The sequence below is a fragment of the Halochromatium sp. genome (assembly GCF_054919635.1).
In genome coordinates, this window is the sequence record NZ_JBUDPI010000051.1 from 1 (window position 1) to 15,598 (window position 15,598).

The window sequence follows — 15,598 nt, forward strand, 5'->3', positions numbered from 1 at the left end:
CTGCTTGGCTCACCGACGACAGCGTAGCTGTAATCTTCAGCAAGATCGATGATGAATCCTATCGAGCCGCCTCCTAGTCCGGACGCTGCCTCTACCTCTAACGCCCAGATCATCTACATCCTCTACCTGGTCAGTCTGGTGGTTGGTGTCACCGGCGTCGTTGGCGTGATCATGGCCTATGTGTATCGCGGCGATGCACCGGACTGGCTGCGCAGCCATTATCGATTCCAGATCCGAACCTTCTGGATCGGGCTGCTCTATGTCGTCTTGGGGCTGTTGCTCAGCGTGGCGCTGATCGGCTTCCTGGTGCTGTTGTTCTGGCTGATCTGGCTCATCCTGCGCTGTGTCAAGGGCATGCAACAGCTCGAGCGGCGTGAGCCGGTGACCGACATCGAAACCTGGCTCTGGCCGAAATAGTGCGTGCTGCGCAAGACAAGTTCGTGGTAGGGGCGCTAGTCGGGACTTGCACCTCCATGCGTTGCGGGTCGCAGACGGCAGCAATGCCATGACAAGCGGCTTGGCGCAACACATGGCCCAGCGCATGGCCCAGCGCATGGCGCTGATCCAGCCCTTTCATGTGATGGAGGTGCTGGCAAAGGCGCAGGCGCTGGAGCAGGCGGGTCGGGATGTGATCCACCTCGAGATCGGCGAGCCCGATTTTCCAACGCCGGAGCCGATCGTCGCGCGCGCTCAGTCAGCACTGCAGGCAGGCCAGACGCGCTACACGGCCGCTCAAGGTCTGTCGGGGCTGCGCGCCCTGATCGCCGCACAATATCCTGTCGCGGCACGCCCGGCACCGGAGCGGGTGGCGCTGGTCCCAGGCTCCTCCGCGGCCCTGTTGGTCAGCTTCGCGCTCCTACTCGATCCGGGCGACGAGGTGCTGCTTGCCGATCCTGGCTACCCCTGCAACGCCAACTTCATTCAGCTCTTCGGTGGGGTGCCGGTGCGCATCCCCTGTGGTCCGGAGACCGGCTATCAGCTCCGGCCCGATGCGATCCGCGCACACTGGACCGAGCGCAGCCGAGCGGTGCTGCTCGGCTCGCCCGCGAATCCGACCGGCAGTCTGATTGCACCCGAGCCGATGAGCGCCATCGCCGATGAGGTGCGGCGACTCGGCGGCACCCTGGTTGTTGACGAGATCTACCAGGGACTGGTCTACGACACACCAGTGCGCAGCGCACTCCACGATGGCAATGACCTCTTCGTCATCAACAGCTTCTCCAAATTCTACGGCATGACCGGCTGGCGGCTGGGCTGGCTGGTTGCACCCGAGGCCTATGGCGATGCAGTCGCGCGTCTGTGCCAGAACCTGTTCATCTCGGCGCCAACGGTTTCTCAGTATGCGGCCCTCTCGGCCTTCGAGCCCGCAACCCTGGCCGAGCTGGAGCGGCGCCGCCAGGCGTTCCAGCGACGCCGCGACTTCCTGGTACCGGCGCTGCGCGAGCTGGGTTTTCAGATCCCCGCGCTGCCGGCCGGCGCCTTCTATGTCTACGCTGATGTGAGCGATCTCACCGACGACAGCCAGCGTTTTGCCGAGGAGCTGCTTGAGCAGACCGGCGTCGCGATCACGCCGGGGCGGGATTTCGGCGATTACCGCAACCGCGAACATCTGCGCTTTTCCTATGCCGCGCCGCTCGAGCGGCTACAAGAGGCCGTCGAGCGACTTCGCCAATGGCTTGGGCGTCGTTGATCCGACGCGCTTAGAGATGAGGCCAGGGCCTTAACCCTTTCGCTGGAGCTTGTGGGCCGCTATCGCCCTGATGCGAGTGACTTGAGACGCCTTAGCCAGTCGAGACCTCATGCCCTCCCTCGGCGGTCAGTCTGCCGGCGTGACGGTGAGTGAAGACCGCCTGGCTAGCGCGCTAGTTGGTATCCGAGGGCCTGCCCCTCAAGAGCGCCACTGGCCTCGATCTTGGCAGCGATCGACCTGGCGAGCTCGATCAGGCTGAGCGGAGCTGAGCCCTCGGCCTTGTTGTTGACGATGACAAAGACCGGGCGTTGTTGTCGCTGTGCGGCAACGATCGCACTGGCGATCTGGGCGCGACTCTCGGGATCGGGCTCGCACAACCGATCGAAGGGGGCATACTGGGCGCGTGCCTCGTCGTAACCATGGTTGCGGCGGAGCAGCCAGCGAATCATCAGCGGGCCGTCGTCGGCAGCGTCCGCGAACAAGGCGAGCTGTTGGGGCAGAGGCGGCAGGCGCGGATGCAGGGCCAGTCCGGGAACGGCGCCGCCATGATGCAGCGCAGCGGCGAGATCGGGCGTCAACAGGTTAGCGTCGCGCACCTCCACCGCATAGGTCGGTCCCTTCGGCAGCCGGATCAGGAAACGGTAGAGCGCCTCGGCAAAGCGGCGAGGCGCCATCCGCTCAGCTCCGCTGAGCGGGGGGAATTGCCAGAGCAAGACGCCGGCCTTGGTGCCCAGGCCTTCCTGATAGGGCTTCACGGCGACCTCTGTGGCCCGACTCGGGTCGAGAAAGCTCGGGTTGAGGCCGACAGGGCGTCCGCGCGCGGCGCGCCGATGGCGATCGGTGATCAGGGCAGGCGCCTTGACGACGAACCGGAACCAGACCGGCACCTGCTCAGCCCATTGCGAGAGCCGACTGGCATCCAGCGGCGCATAGAAGCCGCTATCGATGCCAACGCTGCGTAGCAGGGGGTGCTTGGCGTAGGCGGGCAGACCTCGCTGCGACAGCTTGGCCTTGTCGGTGGGGGCACCGTAGATCAGACCGGACCAGCCGGGGAACGACCAGGATGAGGTGCCGAGATAGAGCCCCCTGTAGAGTCCATCCCCGAGTCCATTGCCGAGCGCGCTGGCGAGCTGTTGGATATCGGTTGAGGGCGTTGCCGCGGGAATGGCCGCAGGCAGCTCGTTGCGTGCCGGCGGTGAATCCTGGCCGTTGCTCGCCAGCGTATCTGATCCAAAGGCCCCATCCCCTTGGCATCTTGCCACCGAGACGCTCGGGTGACTAAGCCCATCGCGTCCAGCGGCTGCATCGAGCGAATCAGGCGAGCTCCCCGCCTCTAGCCCGTCAAGCAGACTCAGCTGCTCCATCAGCGTCGCGAGAGCAGCAGCAGCTGGTCATCGCGCAGCACCTGCGCGCTGTAGAGTCCGCCAGCTGATTGTAGTGCCTGGGCAAGATCATCGAGTCGAGCGATGGCCCGCCGATTAGCCTGTACGATCAGATCGCCTTCGCGCAGGCCGTTTTGCCAGGCCGGGCTGCCGGGGCGCAGCGGTCCGACCATGACGACTCCGGTGCGCGTGCGGTTGCTGCGCCGAATGGCCTCGCCGATCAGCGCGCCCTCGAGCGCCGGGCTCAGGGTCTCGCCGTGCACGAAGTCGGCATAGGGGTCTTCGATCACCGCCTGCAGGCGACGCCGCTTGCCATTGCGCAGGATCTCCAGCTCGATCTCGGTGCCAGGGCGCAGCAGACCGACGCGCGAGCGTAGATCGCCAGCGCTGGCGATCAGGCGCCCGTCGACGCTGGTGACGATGTCGCCCGGCTTCAGCCCGGCTTCGGCAGCCGGGGAGTCCGGCTGAACGGTGGCGATGACCGCGCCGCGAAACAGCTCGATGTCGAGCGCGGAGGCGATCTCCGGGGTCAGATCCTGCACGCCGGCGCCGAACAGGCCGCGGCGCACGCTGCCATGTTCGAGGATCTGGCTGGCGACGGTCTTGACCATGTTGGTCGGGATCGCGAAGCCGATGCCGACATTGCCGCCACCGGGGGCGAGGATCGCGGTGTTGATGCCGACCAGCTCGCCGCGCAGGTTGACCAGGGGGCCACCCGAATTGCCGGGATTGATCGAGGCATCGGTCTGAATGAAGCTCTCGTAGCCCTCGATGCCGAGCCCGGTGCGCCCAAGCGCGCTGACGATGCCGGAGGTGACCGTGTGCGCGAGCCCGAACGGGCTGCCGATGGCGACCACGAAGTCACCGACTTGCAGTGCGTCCGAGTCGGCCAGCGGCACTGCGGTGAGGTCATCGGAGTCAACCCGCAGCACGGCGATGTCGGTCTCGGGGTCGGAGCCGACCAGCTTGGCATCGAGTCGACGGCCATCATCGAAGGTGACGCGGATCGTATCGGCAGCGCGCACCACGTGATGGTTGGTCAGGATGATGCCGCGCTCGGCGTCGATGACCACGCCCGAGCCCAGGCTTTGGCTCTCGCGATTGCGCTGATGGCCGGGGATGTCGAAGAAGCGTCTGAAGAACGGATCACGCAGCAGCGGATGCTCGGTCGCCGCGATCTCGGTCACGGTCGAGACGTTGACTACGCCCGGGACTGTCTTCGCGAGCATCGGCGCCAGCGACGGCAGCGGGTCGCCATCGACCGCCGCCGGCAGTACGGCCAGCGCTAGCGGTGTCGTCAGTGCCAGCCAGGTGGCAAGCAAGGTGGCGCAGAGGGTACGGACCTTAGGCGTGAAGGCCGATGCAGCGAGAACGCGGTGCTGTAACAACGACATGAGTGTCCAATGGTGCCTGCGATTGTTGTTTTCCATCAAGGCATCGATCCAAGCGACCAAGCTGCCATTGATGCGAGAGGAGTTGCCGCTCTGCATGCCGTTGATGGTCAGCAACGGGCGGAAGCGGCGTTGTCAGCATGGGGTGTGGGGACAATCGTACAATACCCCTGACACCGATCGAAGGAGCCAAACGCATGCCCATCTTCAGCCGCTTCCTCAGTATCGACTGCCCGGCCCGGCTAGAGGTCGCCGCCGATGGCCGCTACCCCGCCTTCCGGGTGGCGTTCAGCGCCGACGGGGAGATCCCCTTCCCGCAAGTGATCCTGCGCGCCTCTGGGCGCGAGACCCTGATCAATGGCGACTCCATCCTCAGCTCAGAGGAAGGCAGCGGACGCTGGCATTACCAGGCGACCGTGCCGGCCGGCAGTGCCTCGGGCGATCGGCTTGATCTGCAGATCGAAGGCTGCCAGCGAGCCGAGATCCAGCAGGCCGGCGGTGGCGATTGGATCAAGACCTTCGCCCAAGTGCGGCTCGAGCGCGCTGGCGCTGAAGCGGCATCTGATCTGCAGCAGGGCTCCGGTGCCAAAGCAGGCGACGAGCCCGGCGGCGCTCGAAGTGGCCATACAGCGCCAGCAGAGGGTGCTGGCTCAGCCGAAGGTGCGGCACAGGCAGGCGGCGAGCAACGATCCGCAAGCGCACGAATTCAGCCCGCGCAGAGCAACGGTGCCGAGGTCAAGATCTACTTCGGCATCCACAAGCACATGCACCAGCCGTACTACAACACCACCGATCCTGATGCCTGGGATGGCGAAAAGGACGAGATCTTTGGCTCGCGCGGTGGCAACTACACGGACTTCGTCCCTGCTGCGGTGCGTCAGTACATCGATGGCGGTCTGGCTCATGCGGGGCTGTCGACGAGCTGGAGTGGCACGCTCATCGAGCAGCTCGAGCGCTGCGCCGAGCTGGGCCGCTGCGGTGGACGCTTCGGCGGCTGGAATCGACCCTTGCGCGAGATGGCGGATGCGAAGACCGCGCTTGGCAACCCGCGCATCGCGTTCTCGGCGTTCGGTTTCTATCATCCACTGATGCCACTGATCCCGCATCGCGACATCGTGCGCAATATCCAGCGCCATCGTGATTTGATCCAGCGCGTCTTCGGGGCCGAGGCCTCGCGCGTGCTGTTCCCGCCGGAGACCGCGTTTCATGTGCGTATGATTCCCGCGCTGGTCGAGGCCGGCGTCGAGGCGGTGATCTATGACTCCATCCATCGTTTCCGGGCCTGCAAGGGTTATCCGTACGCCGGCATGGAGGAGGGCATGCTGCCACCGAATCCGGCCGACCAGGTCAATCCGCCGGTCGACGATTGGCTGCAGCTACACAACATCTGGGCGGCCTCGAAGATCAGCCCGAGTCTGCTGCGGCCCGAATATGTGGGCTACGAGGATGCCGAAGGCCAATTGCACAAGCTCATCGCGATCCCGGCCGAACGTTACATCGGCAACGAGGATGCGCGCGGTGGCTTCGGCGCCCTGCAGTATCCGGACGTGCTCGGCCAGCTCTATCAGCAGATCGTCGATACCGGTCGCTTCGATCCGGAGCATCCGCCGTTCTTCCTGCTGCACTCCGACGGCGACAACCACGGCGGCGGCGCCGACAGCTACTACCACCACAACACCGGCCAGTTGGTCGAATGGCTGCAGCGCGATCCGCGCTTCGAGCTGACCACAGCCGAGGATTATCTGCAGCGCTTCCCGCCCGACCCAGCGCAAGTTGCCCACATCGAGCCCGGCTCCTGGGCCGGCGCCGACAACGGCGATCCGCAGTTCATGAAGTGGTTCAGTCGTTACGATCAGCCCTATTCGCCGGACCTGAACTCCTGGGCGGTGCTCACCGCGTTCCAAGACCTGGTGCACACGCTCGAGGACAGCGTCCCCGAGCATCCGTCACTGCCGGAGGCGATTCGGCTGCTGCTGACTGCCGAGACCAGCTGCTATTGGTACTGGACCGGCCAGACGGTCTGGGACCAACAGGTGACTGATGCCGCCAATCTCGGCCACAGCCGCCTCGAGGGCGAGATCGACGCGCTGCTCGCCGCCGGCCGCGACCGCCGCGGGCCGACCATCTTCCCGCCCTGGATCGTGCCCGAGAATCCGGGTGGCAAGCGCTGGGGGCAGGGCTGCCTGCTCGATGCCCCGCGCGAGGCGGTTGTGCACAGTTTCGTCGCCGACTGCTCGGGGCTGAAGCGGGTCGAGCTGATACTGCGCAGCGACGCAGGCGAGCAGCGTCTGCCGATGCACGACCACGGCCCCTATCCGACGCAGACCGGCGCCGTGCTGATCGCCCACTACGTCACCGTGCAGTTGCCGGTCGGCGCCGGTGACATCCGCTACTTCATTGAGGCCGAGGACCAGCGCGGCAATGTCACGCGCGGCAGCCTGGAGCGGATCTTCTTGGCTTGATGTCTTGGCTTGATGCTGAGGTCGTGAAGGAGGGGCTAGTGTTCGAGCATCATCCGCAATCGCCGACAGCTGCTTGCTAGTGGGTTGGAAGCTCGTGATCAACTAGATCATCGTCGGCGTCAGTATCCGGGAATGCTTGGTCGGACAACAGAATCGCGATATAGGGGGCATAGGTCAGCACGGCGCCCTGCAGGATGCCCATGTCGTCCACTGTGTCCGATAGACGATCGAGTAAGGTCGCATCGTCCGGTGCTTTCGCCATCTCGTCCAAGACCGTCAGCAATGGCGTCAGTGTTTCAGCATCGAGATATTGCTTGAGCATCGCGATCGACTCATCAATTCGCTCGACATTGAAGGCGCTGTTGAACTGGGACATGCGTATACGCTCTTGAGTTAATCTCGCCTGAGGCGCTTCAAGCACAGGCTTCACCGAGTTGCCTTCCCTGCGCTGGCTCGCCTAGGCAAAGCTGCTTAAGCGGACCCGAGGCAGGTCACCACCAGCGTGCGCTGATGACTGTGTGTGCGATGCTCCCACAGAAACAGCCCCTGCCAGGTGCCCAGCGCGAGCCGACCCTGGCGAATCGGGATCGTCAGACCCGGCCCGGTCAGGACGCTACGGATATGCGCCGACATGTCATCCGGGCCTTCTTGATCATGATCATAGTGCGGGTCGCCATCGGGAATCTGGCGCTGCAGATGGCCTTCCAGGTCACGCAGCACCGTCGGATCAGCATTCTCGGTGATCAGCAGCGAGGCGCTGGTGTGTTGGCAAAAGACCTGGCAGAGGCCGGTCTGTATACCCGAGTCACGGATGATCTGAGCGACGCGGTCGCTGACCTCGATCGGTCCGCGAGCGCGTGTCGATAGGGAAACGGTCGCCTGGTGAATCTGCATCGGTTGCGCGAGCCTTTGATGCGAGGCCCGGATTGGACTGTATATCGGTCAATGGTGCCAGGCAGCTCTACTATGCACAATGGTTGCGACCTGCCGGAACGGGCAGCGTTGCTGCACCGTTCACTGAGCTGCGGCAACGCTTGAGCGATCCACTGTGGCGCAGGTCTTTATGGTTGTGGCTTGATACCCGGCGGCGCGGACGCAACGACAAGATGAGTCACACGAGATGAGAATACAACAACCCCTAGGCAACCTCGTCATCCTGGCCGGGCTATTGGGTGGGCTTCTGAGTCAGCCCCTTGCAGCCTATGATCTGCCCTCACTCAATCTCGGCTTCACCAGCTTCCTCGACGGCGCTCCACCGTCTGGCCCTGGCTGGTACGCACAGCAATACGTCCAGCTCTATCGCTCGGGCCGAGTCAAGGACGCCGATGGCGACAACGCCCTGATCCCGACGCCACAGGGGCTGCGCACTGCCGAGGTCGATGCCAATATCGGCCTTACCCAGCTCGTCTATCAATCCGATCAGCCGCTACTCCTGAACGGCAAGTGGGGGCTGAACCTGATGCTGCCCTATGCTGGTCTGGGCCTCGATCCCGACAATGGCCCGATCCAGGCGAGCAACGCCAACCTGGGCGACCTGCTGGTGGGGCCCTTCCTGCAGTGGGACCCGATCATGGGCCCCAATGGACCCCGTTTCGTGCAGCGGGTGGAGCTGCAGATGATCCTTCCGACCGGCGACTACGATGCCGAAAAGGCCATCAATCCGGGCAGCAATGTCTTCTCGTTTGATCCGTACTGGGCCGCCACGTTCTTTGCGACACCCAAGTGGACGGTCTCCTGGCGACTGCATTATCTCTGGAACGCCGAGAACAATGACCCATTCCGTCTGCTCGGGGTCGATGATAGTCAAGCGGGGCAGGCCATCCATCTCAACCTTGCGAGCGCCTATGAGGTCATCCCGCGGCAGCTGCGACTCGGACTCAACGGCTACTACCTCAAGGAGATCACCGACAAGCGTCTAGACGGCAAGCGCATCAGCGACAGTCAGGAGCAGGTGCTTGGTCTCGGCCCCGGTTTGGTCTACCACCTCTCAAAGCACGACCACATCTTCTTTAATGCCTATTGGGAGACAGATGCGGAGAACCGGCCCGAAGGCAGCCGCTTCAACCTGCGCTACGTGCATCACTTCCATTGAGCGAGCGCTCAAGCACGAATCGCGCAGCCGCCGCGACACCCGAGTGCCCGGCCAGCACCGCGGCTGGGCGCTCGTCTGAAACGAGCGCGATCATTGCCCGCGACCTGCTCGACAGCCTGGGTACGAAGCGTTATGGAACCATCCTGGCGGACCCGCCATGGCAGTTCCAGAACAAGACCGGTAAGGTTGCTCCTGAGCATAAGCGCCTAAGCCGTTACGGCACGCTGACACTGGACAGCATCTGCGACCTGCCCGTCGAGCAGATCGCCGCTGACCCGGCGCATCTCTACCTGTGGGTGCCGAACGCCCTGCTGCAGGAAGGCCTCAGGGTGATGGCCGCCTGGGGCTTTACCTACAAGACCAACATCATCTGGCAGAAGGTCCGCAAAGACGGCGAGCCGGATGGGCGAGGTGTCGGTTTCTACTTTCGCAACACCACCGAGATGCTGCTGTTTGGCGTCCGTGGTAAAGATGCGCGCACCCTGCCTCCGGGACGGCGTCAGGTCAATGTGATCAAGAGCCGCAAACGCGAGCATTCGCGCAAGCCCGACGAGCAATACCCGATCATCGAGGCCTGCAGCTGGGGGCCGTACCTGGAGCTATTCGCCCGTGGCCCGCGCCCGCAATGGGATAGCTGGGGCAATCAGGCCGACGACTACACGCCAGACTGGCCCACGTACGCGTATTCGTCTGCGTCGCTTCGGTGCCCAGGGGTTGTCGGCTAGAAACGGTTTGAATGAACCGGGGCAGCAAGGTCCGGTGTTTGACTGACTTCTACGCTAGCCAACACCTGGACTAGCCTATGGACGCCCCAAGCCCGAACAGGGATTCTATAGGCACGTTGGCTACTCGGTACTGCAGAGAGCTTTTCCTTCAGCTTTACCGGTACCACTGCGGTTACCGCCGGCGCTGTGAAACCATGCCAAGTAGGGTGCTACTAGCGCCTTGATACGAACCTAAGGGTCTGATTTTGGTGGGCCGTGTAGGATTCGAACCTACGACCAAGGGATTATGAGTCCCCTGCTCTAACCGCTGAGCTAACGGCCCGGGAGTGGGGTGCGGCAACTTGGGGGGTTGCCGCAGGGCGCTTCCCTGCGCGGTTGGCGAGGTAAGCCAATTTGTGTCAATCAGAGTCTAGGAAGCTGCGCAGTTTTTCGGAGCGGGTTGGATGACGCAGCTTGCGCAAGGCCTTGGCCTCGATCTGGCGGATGCGCTCGCGGGTGACATCGAACTGTTTGCCAACCTCTTCCAGGGTGTGATCGGTGTTCATGTCGATACCGAAGCGCATGCGCAGGACCTTGGCCTCGCGTGAGGTGAGGCTGGCGAGCATGTTTTGAGTCGCTTCGCGCAGACCTTCCGAGGTGGCGGAGTCGACCGGAGAGACGACCGTCGAGTCTTCGATGAAGTCGCCGAGGTGGCTGTCTTCGTCATCGCCGATCGGGGTCTCCATCGAGATCGGCTCCTTGGCGATCTTGAGCACCTTGCGGACCTTATCCTCGGGCATCTCCATGCGCTCGGCGAGCTCTTCCGGCGTTGCCTCGCGGCCCATCTCCTGCACCATCTGCCGGCTGATCCGGTTCAGCTTGTTGATGGTCTCGATCATGTGCACCGGGATGCGGATGGTGCGCGCCTGATCGGCGATCGATCGGGTGATGGCTTGCCGAATCCACCAGGTCGCGTAGGTCGAGAACTTGTAGCCGCGGCGGTATTCGAATTTGTCGACCGCCTTCATCAGGCCGATGTTGCCTTCTTGGATCAGGTCGAGGAACTGCAAGCCACGGTTGGTGTATTTCTTGGCGATGCTGATGACCAGGCGCAGATTGGCCTCGACCATCTCCTTCTTGGCGCGGCGGGCCTTGGCCTCGCCGATCGACATCTTGCGGTTGGTCTCCTTGATCTCGCCGATGGTCAGCAGGTTGGCGCGCTCGATCTCCTGCAGGCGACGCTGAGCGCGACGCACCTCGCCCTCGACATCCGCAAGGCGCTTGGCCCAGTCGGGGCTTTCGGCCATCTGGCCATCGACCCAGGCGAGATTGGTTTCGTTCTCGGGAAAGGAATCGATGAAGACCTTGCGTGGCATGCCCGCGCCATCGACGCACAGGCCCATGATCTGGCGCTCCTGCGAGCGGATGCGCTCGATGGTCTCGCGCAACATCTCGACCAGCCGGTTGAAGATGCCGGCGACGAGCTTGAATTGCAGGAAATCCTCGGAGACCTGCGCCAGAGCGGCCTGAGTGTCCGGGTGCTCGCGTCCATGCTGCTCGAGCAGCTCGGAGAACTTCTGATAATGAGTGCGCAGCTCAGCAACGCGGCGGGCGACCTCTTCGGGGTCCGGTCCGGTATCGACGGCCTCTTCGTCTGACTCTTCATCCTCGTCATCGTCAGAGGAGCTGCCGTTCTTGATCGTTGGCTCGGGAACGCTGTCGTCGTCCTCACGGAAGCCTCCGATGATCTCGGTGAGACGCATCTCGCCTTGGTCGGCCTTGTCGAACAGGTCGAGCAGTTCCTGGACGGTGCGCGGGTAGACCGAGAGCGCTGTCGAGACCTGGTTGAGCCCTTCCTCGATGCGCTTGGCAATCCGCAGCTCACCCTCACGCGTGAGGAGCTCGACGGTGCCCATCTCGCGCATGTACATACGCACCGGGTCGGTCGTGCGACCGAATTCGCTATCGACAGAGGCCAGCGCGGCGGCGGCCGCCTCTGCCGCTTCGTCATCGGCGACGGCTGAGTCGTTGCTGAGCTGATCGATCTCGGCAGGTGCACTCTCATGGACAGTGATGCCCATGTCGTTGATCATGCGGACGATGTCTTCGATCTGATCCGCCTCGACGATGCCGGGCGGCAGGTGGTCGTTGACCTCGGTGTAGGTCAAGAACCCCTGTTCTTTGCCTTTTGCGATCAGCTGCTTGAGCTGGGACGACTGCTGCTGTTCTTGATCCATGCAGATACCCGTACGGCGAAGTCGAGAGAGAGGGCGGCTTGGCGGCGGGAGGCTTTGAGCTCGCGCACAAGCAACACACCAGTATATCAGTGGTTGAAGGATTTTTCTAGTTTTTGGTTACGGCCTCGTTAGGGGGCTTGAGGCTGCGCCGCAGCTGCTCACGCTCCTCGCTGGAGAGGCCACCCGTGGATGCCTTTGACAATAGACGCTGACGCAAGATCGATAGCCCTTCGCGATTTAAGCGCCTGATGGCGCCGACCAGCTCTTCCCTCTTTCCTTCCGCCGGAATATGGGCGAGGAGCCCAGAATTCGAGAGCTTCTTCACGATTGTGTCTTGCTCGGTGTCACGCCAATGTTCGCGCAAGCTTGCGGAGGAGATATCTGGGTGTTTGCTAATCAGGTCGAGCAGCTCGCTGAGCAGTTGGACGCCGGGGCTCTCGATCTCGCGCCAGTCGTTGGGCTCTGCCAGGGCCTGGGCAGCCAGTGCGGGGTCATCGAGCAGCAGCGCGATGGCAAGGCGCATGGGTGTTAAGGACGTCGAGGTTTGGGGCGCAGGGGGTCTCGGGCCTAGGTGTCGACGCGCAACGCTCGCGACGCCGGTGAGCTTGGCGAGGCGGCGCTCGAGCAGATCGCGGAAGGTGCCTGCTGGCACCTTGCCGAGCAAGGGACGAGCCGCCGCATCCAGGCCCGCTTGGCCTTCTTCGCTGCTGAGATCGCGCTCGGCCTGGAGATGCTCGAAGAGAAAATCGGATAACAGCGTCGCCTGCTCCAGCCGTTGCTCGAAGGCGGCCGAGCCCTCTTGCCGAACGAGGCTGTCCGGGTCCTCGCCCTCGGGAAGGAACAGGAAGCGGATGGGTGTCTGGCCAGTCGCCTGCGGCAATGCCTGCTCCAGTGCCTTCCAGGCTGCCTGGCGGCCGGCGCGGTCGCCGTCGAAACAGAACACCAGCTCTGGGGCGCTGCGCAGGAGCCGCGTCAGATGTTCGGGTGTGGTAGCCGTGCCAAGGGTTGCAACCGCATAGGGGATGCCGAACTGGGCCAGCGCAATCACGTCCATATAGCCTTCAACAACGAGCAGGCGTGGATGCTGGCGGCTCGCTTGCTGGGCCTCGAAGAGCCCATAGAGCTCGCGCCCCTTATGAAAGACCGGGCTCTCAGGCGAGTTCAGGTACTTGGGCTCACCTTCGTCGAGGATGCGGCCGCCGAAGCCGATGACGCGGCCACGCCGATCGCGGATCGGGAACATGACGCGATCGCGAAAGCGATCGTAGCAGCGATTGTCGCGCTCGATAACGAGTCCGGCGCGCTCGAGCAGCGCCTGGGATTCGCGTCGCTGGCCGAGCTGCTTGAGTAAGAAGCCCCACCCTGGCGGCGCAAACCCGAGCCCGAAGCGCGCAGCCACATCAGCGCTGAGGCCACGGCCGCGCAGGTAATCGGTGGCGCGCCTTGCCTGCGGATGTTCGCGCAGCTGACGTCGATACAGGGCCGCCGCCCATTCCAGGATCTCGACATAGGGTCTCGGGTCGGGGCCGGTGGGCGCCGCTGCGGTCTCGGTCGGCAGCTCGAGCCCCGCCTGCTGCGCCAGTTCTTCGATGGCCTCGCGGAAGTCGAGCCGATCGTGCTCGATCAGGAAGTCGATGGCGTTGCCGTGCGCCCCGCAGCCAAAGCAGTGATAGGTCTGGCGGCTTGGGGTAACGACGAACGAGGGGGTCTTTTCCGAGTGGAAGGGGCACAGTCCCTTGAGCAGGCCACCCGCCTTCTTGAGTTGAACGCGCGCGCCAACGACATCTGCGATCTCGATGCGCTCGAGGAGGCGTTCGCGAAAGTCTGAAGGAAACTTGCCGGCCATCGTCCTCACGCCTGGAGCAGGCGTGGCGATCGCCTCTGCGATGCCTCAGCCTGCGAGCTTTGCCTTAACCGTCGTGCTGACGGCGCCCATGTCCGCCCGTCCCTGGATCTTGGGCTTGAGGACGCCCATGACCTTGCCCATGTCCTTCATGCCCGAGGCGCCGGTGTCGGCGATGGCAGCGGTGATCAGCGCGTCGAGCTCGTCTTCGCTGAGTGCTGCGGGCATGTATTCCTGACAGACCTGGATCTCGAAGCGCTCTTTCTCGGCGAGATCCTCGCGCCCAGCCTCGGTGTACTGAGACACTGAATCCCGGCGTTGCTTGAGCATCTTGTCAAGCACTGCTAGCACCTGGGTGTCGTCAAGTTCAATGCGCTCGTCGACCTCGCGCTGCCTGATCGCTGAGTTGATGAGCCGGATGACGCCAAGGCGTGCCTTGTCGCCGGATTTCATCGCCGACTTCATGTCGGCCTGTAGGCGGGCTTTCAACATGGGGCTTCGGAGACTTTAGTAGGTCCGTTCCCAACGGCGTGCTTCGCGAGACAGCTTCTTGTGGTGACGCTTAACGGCCGCAGCCTTCTTGCGCTTGCGCTCGCTGGTCGGCTTCTCGTAGAACTCGCGACGACGGACCTCGGCGAGGACGCCGGCCTTTTCACACGAGCGTTTGAAGCGACGCAGGGCCACCTCGAAGGGTTCATTGTCTTTGACGCGGACGCTGGGCATGTAGACTCCCGTTGCTAAGTCCAGTGGATGGGATCAGGCTGCGTGCGTCCGGCCGCCTGGTAAGCGATCCGCATGGAGCAGATGCCAGCGTTAGGACGCGATGATCGGTTAAGATCGGATAATCCGCCAGCATAGCGGGTGAGTGCCGGATGATGCAACCCAAAATGTAGGGGCTCGGGTGGATTGGATTCGCCGCCGGGATATCTCGAGGAATCACTTGTGCAATCACTGGTGCAATCACTGGCGGAGTCAGCGGGAAGCGCGCAGGGATGTGGTTTCTCAAAACAACGAACTGACAGCGAGGAACCTAAAGCGAATGCTTGTGCTCGGGATCGAAACCTCCTGCGACGAGACTGGCGTCGCACTCTACGACGGCGGACCCAACGGCGGTGGGCTGCTGGCGCACGCAGTCTACAGCCAGATCGAGCTGCATGCCGCGTACGGGGGAGTAGTGCCCGAGCTGGCCTCGCGTGATCACATCCGCAAGCTCTTGCCCCTGATCGAGCAGGTCTTGGACGAGGCTGGCGTCGCCGCTGCCGATGTCGAAGGCGTTGCCTACACGGCCGGGCCGGGGCTGGTTGGAGCGCTGCTCGTTGGCGCTGCGCTCGGACGCAGTCTGGCTTGGGCTTGGGGCGTGCCGGCGATCGCCGTTCATCATATGGAGGGACATCTCCTGGCGCCACTCCTTGAAGAGCCGGCGCCCGCGTTCCCCTTTGTCGCGCTGCTGGTGTCTGGCGGGCACACGCAGCTGGTGGACGTGCAGGCGATCGGCCGCTATCGCATCCTTGGCGAGTCGGTCGACGACGCCGCCGGCGAGGCCTTCGATAAGACCGCCAAGATCCTCGGGCTGCCTTATCCAGGTGGCCCAGCGCTGGCGCGGCTCGCCGAGCAGGGTGATCCGACCCGCTACCGGTTTCCGCGCCCGATGACCGATCGCCCGGGGCTGGATTTCAGCTTCAGCGGGCTCAAGACCTTTGCGCTCAATGCCTGGCAGCAGGTGCAGGCGGAGCGCGACGATACCGAACAGGCGCGGGCCGATATCGCGCGTGCCTTTGAAGAGGCCGTGGTCGAGAC

14 protein-coding genes and 1 tRNA gene are annotated in these 15,598 nt (G+C 63.6%); 6 read left to right on the forward strand and 9 right to left on the reverse strand.

Annotated elements, in window-relative coordinates; translation table 11 throughout:
* The first annotated feature begins 51 nt into the window (after positions 1 to 51).
* Together ACY693_RS05160 and ACY693_RS05165 are read left to right on the forward strand one after the other, a co-directional pair.
* Positions 52 to 417, forward strand: a complete 366-nt coding sequence (locus ACY693_RS05160; RefSeq protein WP_462320762.1) for a DUF4870 family protein — start codon at positions 52 to 54, stop codon at positions 415 to 417.
* 88 nt (positions 418 to 505) lie between these two features.
* Entirely contained in the window at positions 506 to 1,690 is a 1,185-nt protein-coding gene (locus ACY693_RS05165; RefSeq protein ID WP_462320763.1) for an aminotransferase class I/II-fold pyridoxal phosphate-dependent enzyme, read from the forward strand.
* A 164-nt stretch (positions 1,691 to 1,854) separates the two neighbouring features.
* Here ACY693_RS05165 and ACY693_RS05170 read toward each other — a convergent pair whose 3' ends face one another.
* On the reverse strand, positions 1,855 to 3,054 hold the full coding sequence (locus tag ACY693_RS05170; RefSeq protein WP_462320764.1) for a DUF72 domain-containing protein: 1,200 nt from the start codon (positions 3,052 to 3,054) through the stop codon (positions 1,855 to 1,857).
* The gene (locus ACY693_RS05175; RefSeq protein ID WP_462320765.1) at positions 3,054 to 4,580 is read right to left on the reverse strand and encodes a DegQ family serine endoprotease; all 1,527 of its coding nucleotides are present in this window, start codon (positions 4,578 to 4,580) and stop codon (positions 3,054 to 3,056) included. Before ACY693_RS05175 ends, ACY693_RS05170 begins: the two co-directional genes overlap by 1 nt.
* Before the next feature lie 80 nt (positions 4,581 to 4,660).
* Here ACY693_RS05175 and ACY693_RS05180 point away from each other — a divergent pair, with 80 nt between their 5' ends.
* Entirely contained in the window at positions 4,661 to 6,925 is a 2,265-nt protein-coding gene (locus tag ACY693_RS05180; protein ID WP_462320766.1) for a glycosyl hydrolase family 57, read from the forward strand.
* A 76-nt stretch (positions 6,926 to 7,001) separates the two neighbouring features.
* On the opposite strand, the gene ACY693_RS05185 is transcribed toward ACY693_RS05180, so the two are convergent.
* Positions 7,002 to 7,301, reverse strand: coding sequence for a hypothetical protein (locus ACY693_RS05185; RefSeq protein WP_462320767.1), 300 nt, complete (start codon positions 7,299 to 7,301; stop codon positions 7,002 to 7,004).
* Between the two features lie 95 nt (positions 7,302 to 7,396).
* Entirely contained in the window at positions 7,397 to 7,819 is a 423-nt protein-coding gene (locus ACY693_RS05190; protein WP_462320768.1) for a secondary thiamine-phosphate synthase enzyme YjbQ, read from the reverse strand.
* Between the two features lie 226 nt (positions 7,820 to 8,045).
* On the opposite strand from ACY693_RS05190, the gene ACY693_RS05195 reads away from it, so the two are divergent.
* Together ACY693_RS05195 and ACY693_RS05200 are read left to right on the forward strand one after the other, a co-directional pair.
* On the forward strand, positions 8,046 to 9,017 hold the full coding sequence (locus ACY693_RS05195) for a SphA family protein (protein ID WP_462320769.1): 972 nt from the start codon (positions 8,046 to 8,048) through the stop codon (positions 9,015 to 9,017).
* Positions 9,014 to 9,742, forward strand: a complete 729-nt coding sequence (locus tag ACY693_RS05200) for an MT-A70 family methyltransferase (protein ID WP_462320770.1) — start codon at positions 9,014 to 9,016, stop codon at positions 9,740 to 9,742. Before ACY693_RS05195 ends, ACY693_RS05200 begins: the two co-directional genes overlap by 4 nt.
* Positions 9,743 to 9,988: 246 nt before the next feature.
* Here ACY693_RS05200 and ACY693_RS05205 read toward each other — a convergent pair.
* The 5 genes from ACY693_RS05205 to rpsU form a co-directional block, all read right to left on the reverse strand.
* A tRNA-Ile gene (locus ACY693_RS05205) sits at positions 9,989 to 10,064 on the reverse strand.
* A 76-nt stretch (positions 10,065 to 10,140) separates the two neighbouring features.
* On the reverse strand, positions 10,141 to 11,958 hold the full coding sequence (gene rpoD / locus ACY693_RS05210) for an RNA polymerase sigma factor RpoD (RefSeq protein WP_462320771.1): 1,818 nt from the start codon (positions 11,956 to 11,958) through the stop codon (positions 10,141 to 10,143).
* Positions 11,959 to 12,064: 106 nt separating this feature from the next.
* Positions 12,065 to 13,804, reverse strand: coding sequence for a DNA primase (dnaG, locus tag ACY693_RS05215; RefSeq protein WP_462320772.1), 1,740 nt, complete (start codon positions 13,802 to 13,804; stop codon positions 12,065 to 12,067).
* Between the two features lie 45 nt (positions 13,805 to 13,849).
* Positions 13,850 to 14,293 carry a GatB/YqeY domain-containing protein gene (locus ACY693_RS05220; RefSeq protein WP_462320773.1) on the reverse strand — a complete coding sequence of 148 codons (444 nt, stop codon included), beginning with the start codon at positions 14,291 to 14,293 and terminating at the stop codon, positions 13,850 to 13,852.
* 15 nt (positions 14,294 to 14,308) lie between these two features.
* Entirely contained in the window at positions 14,309 to 14,524 is a 216-nt protein-coding gene (gene rpsU / locus ACY693_RS05225) for a 30S ribosomal protein S21 (RefSeq protein WP_200249295.1), read from the reverse strand.
* A 316-nt stretch (positions 14,525 to 14,840) separates the two neighbouring features.
* Here rpsU and tsaD point away from each other — a divergent pair.
* A partial coding sequence (tsaD, locus tag ACY693_RS05230) for a tRNA (adenosine(37)-N6)-threonylcarbamoyltransferase complex transferase subunit TsaD (RefSeq protein ID WP_462320774.1) occupies positions 14,841 to 15,598 on the forward strand: 758 nt, incomplete at its 3' end.

Bases quoted from the DNA above. Each gene is read 5' to 3' on its own strand.
- ACY693_RS05160 (WP_462320762.1), top strand. From the start codon at position 52: ATGAATCCTATCGAGCCGCCTCCTAGTCCGGACGCTGCCTCTACCTCT.
- ACY693_RS05165 (WP_462320763.1), top strand. From the start codon at position 506: ATGACAAGCGGCTTGGCGCAACACATGGCCCAGCGCATGGCCCAGCGC.
- ACY693_RS05170 (WP_462320764.1), bottom strand. From the start codon at position 3,054: ATGGAGCAGCTGAGTCTGCTTGACGGGCTAGAGGCGGGGAGCTCGCCT.
- ACY693_RS05180 (WP_462320766.1), top strand. From the start codon at position 4,661: ATGCCCATCTTCAGCCGCTTCCTCAGTATCGACTGCCCGGCCCGGCTA.
- ACY693_RS05185 (WP_462320767.1), bottom strand. From the start codon at position 7,301: ATGTCCCAGTTCAACAGCGCCTTCAATGTCGAGCGAATTGATGAGTCG.
- ACY693_RS05190 (WP_462320768.1), bottom strand. From the start codon at position 7,819: ATGCAGATTCACCAGGCGACCGTTTCCCTATCGACACGCGCTCGCGGA.
- ACY693_RS05195 (WP_462320769.1), top strand. From the start codon at position 8,046: ATGAGAATACAACAACCCCTAGGCAACCTCGTCATCCTGGCCGGGCTA.
- rpoD (WP_462320771.1), bottom strand. From the start codon at position 11,958: ATGGATCAAGAACAGCAGCAGTCGTCCCAGCTCAAGCAGCTGATCGCA.
- dnaG (WP_462320772.1), bottom strand. From the start codon at position 13,804: ATGGCCGGCAAGTTTCCTTCAGACTTTCGCGAACGCCTCCTCGAGCGC.
- ACY693_RS05220 (WP_462320773.1), bottom strand. From the start codon at position 14,293: ATGTTGAAAGCCCGCCTACAGGCCGACATGAAGTCGGCGATGAAATCC.
- rpsU (WP_200249295.1), bottom strand. From the start codon at position 14,524: ATGCCCAGCGTCCGCGTCAAAGACAATGAACCCTTCGAGGTGGCCCTG.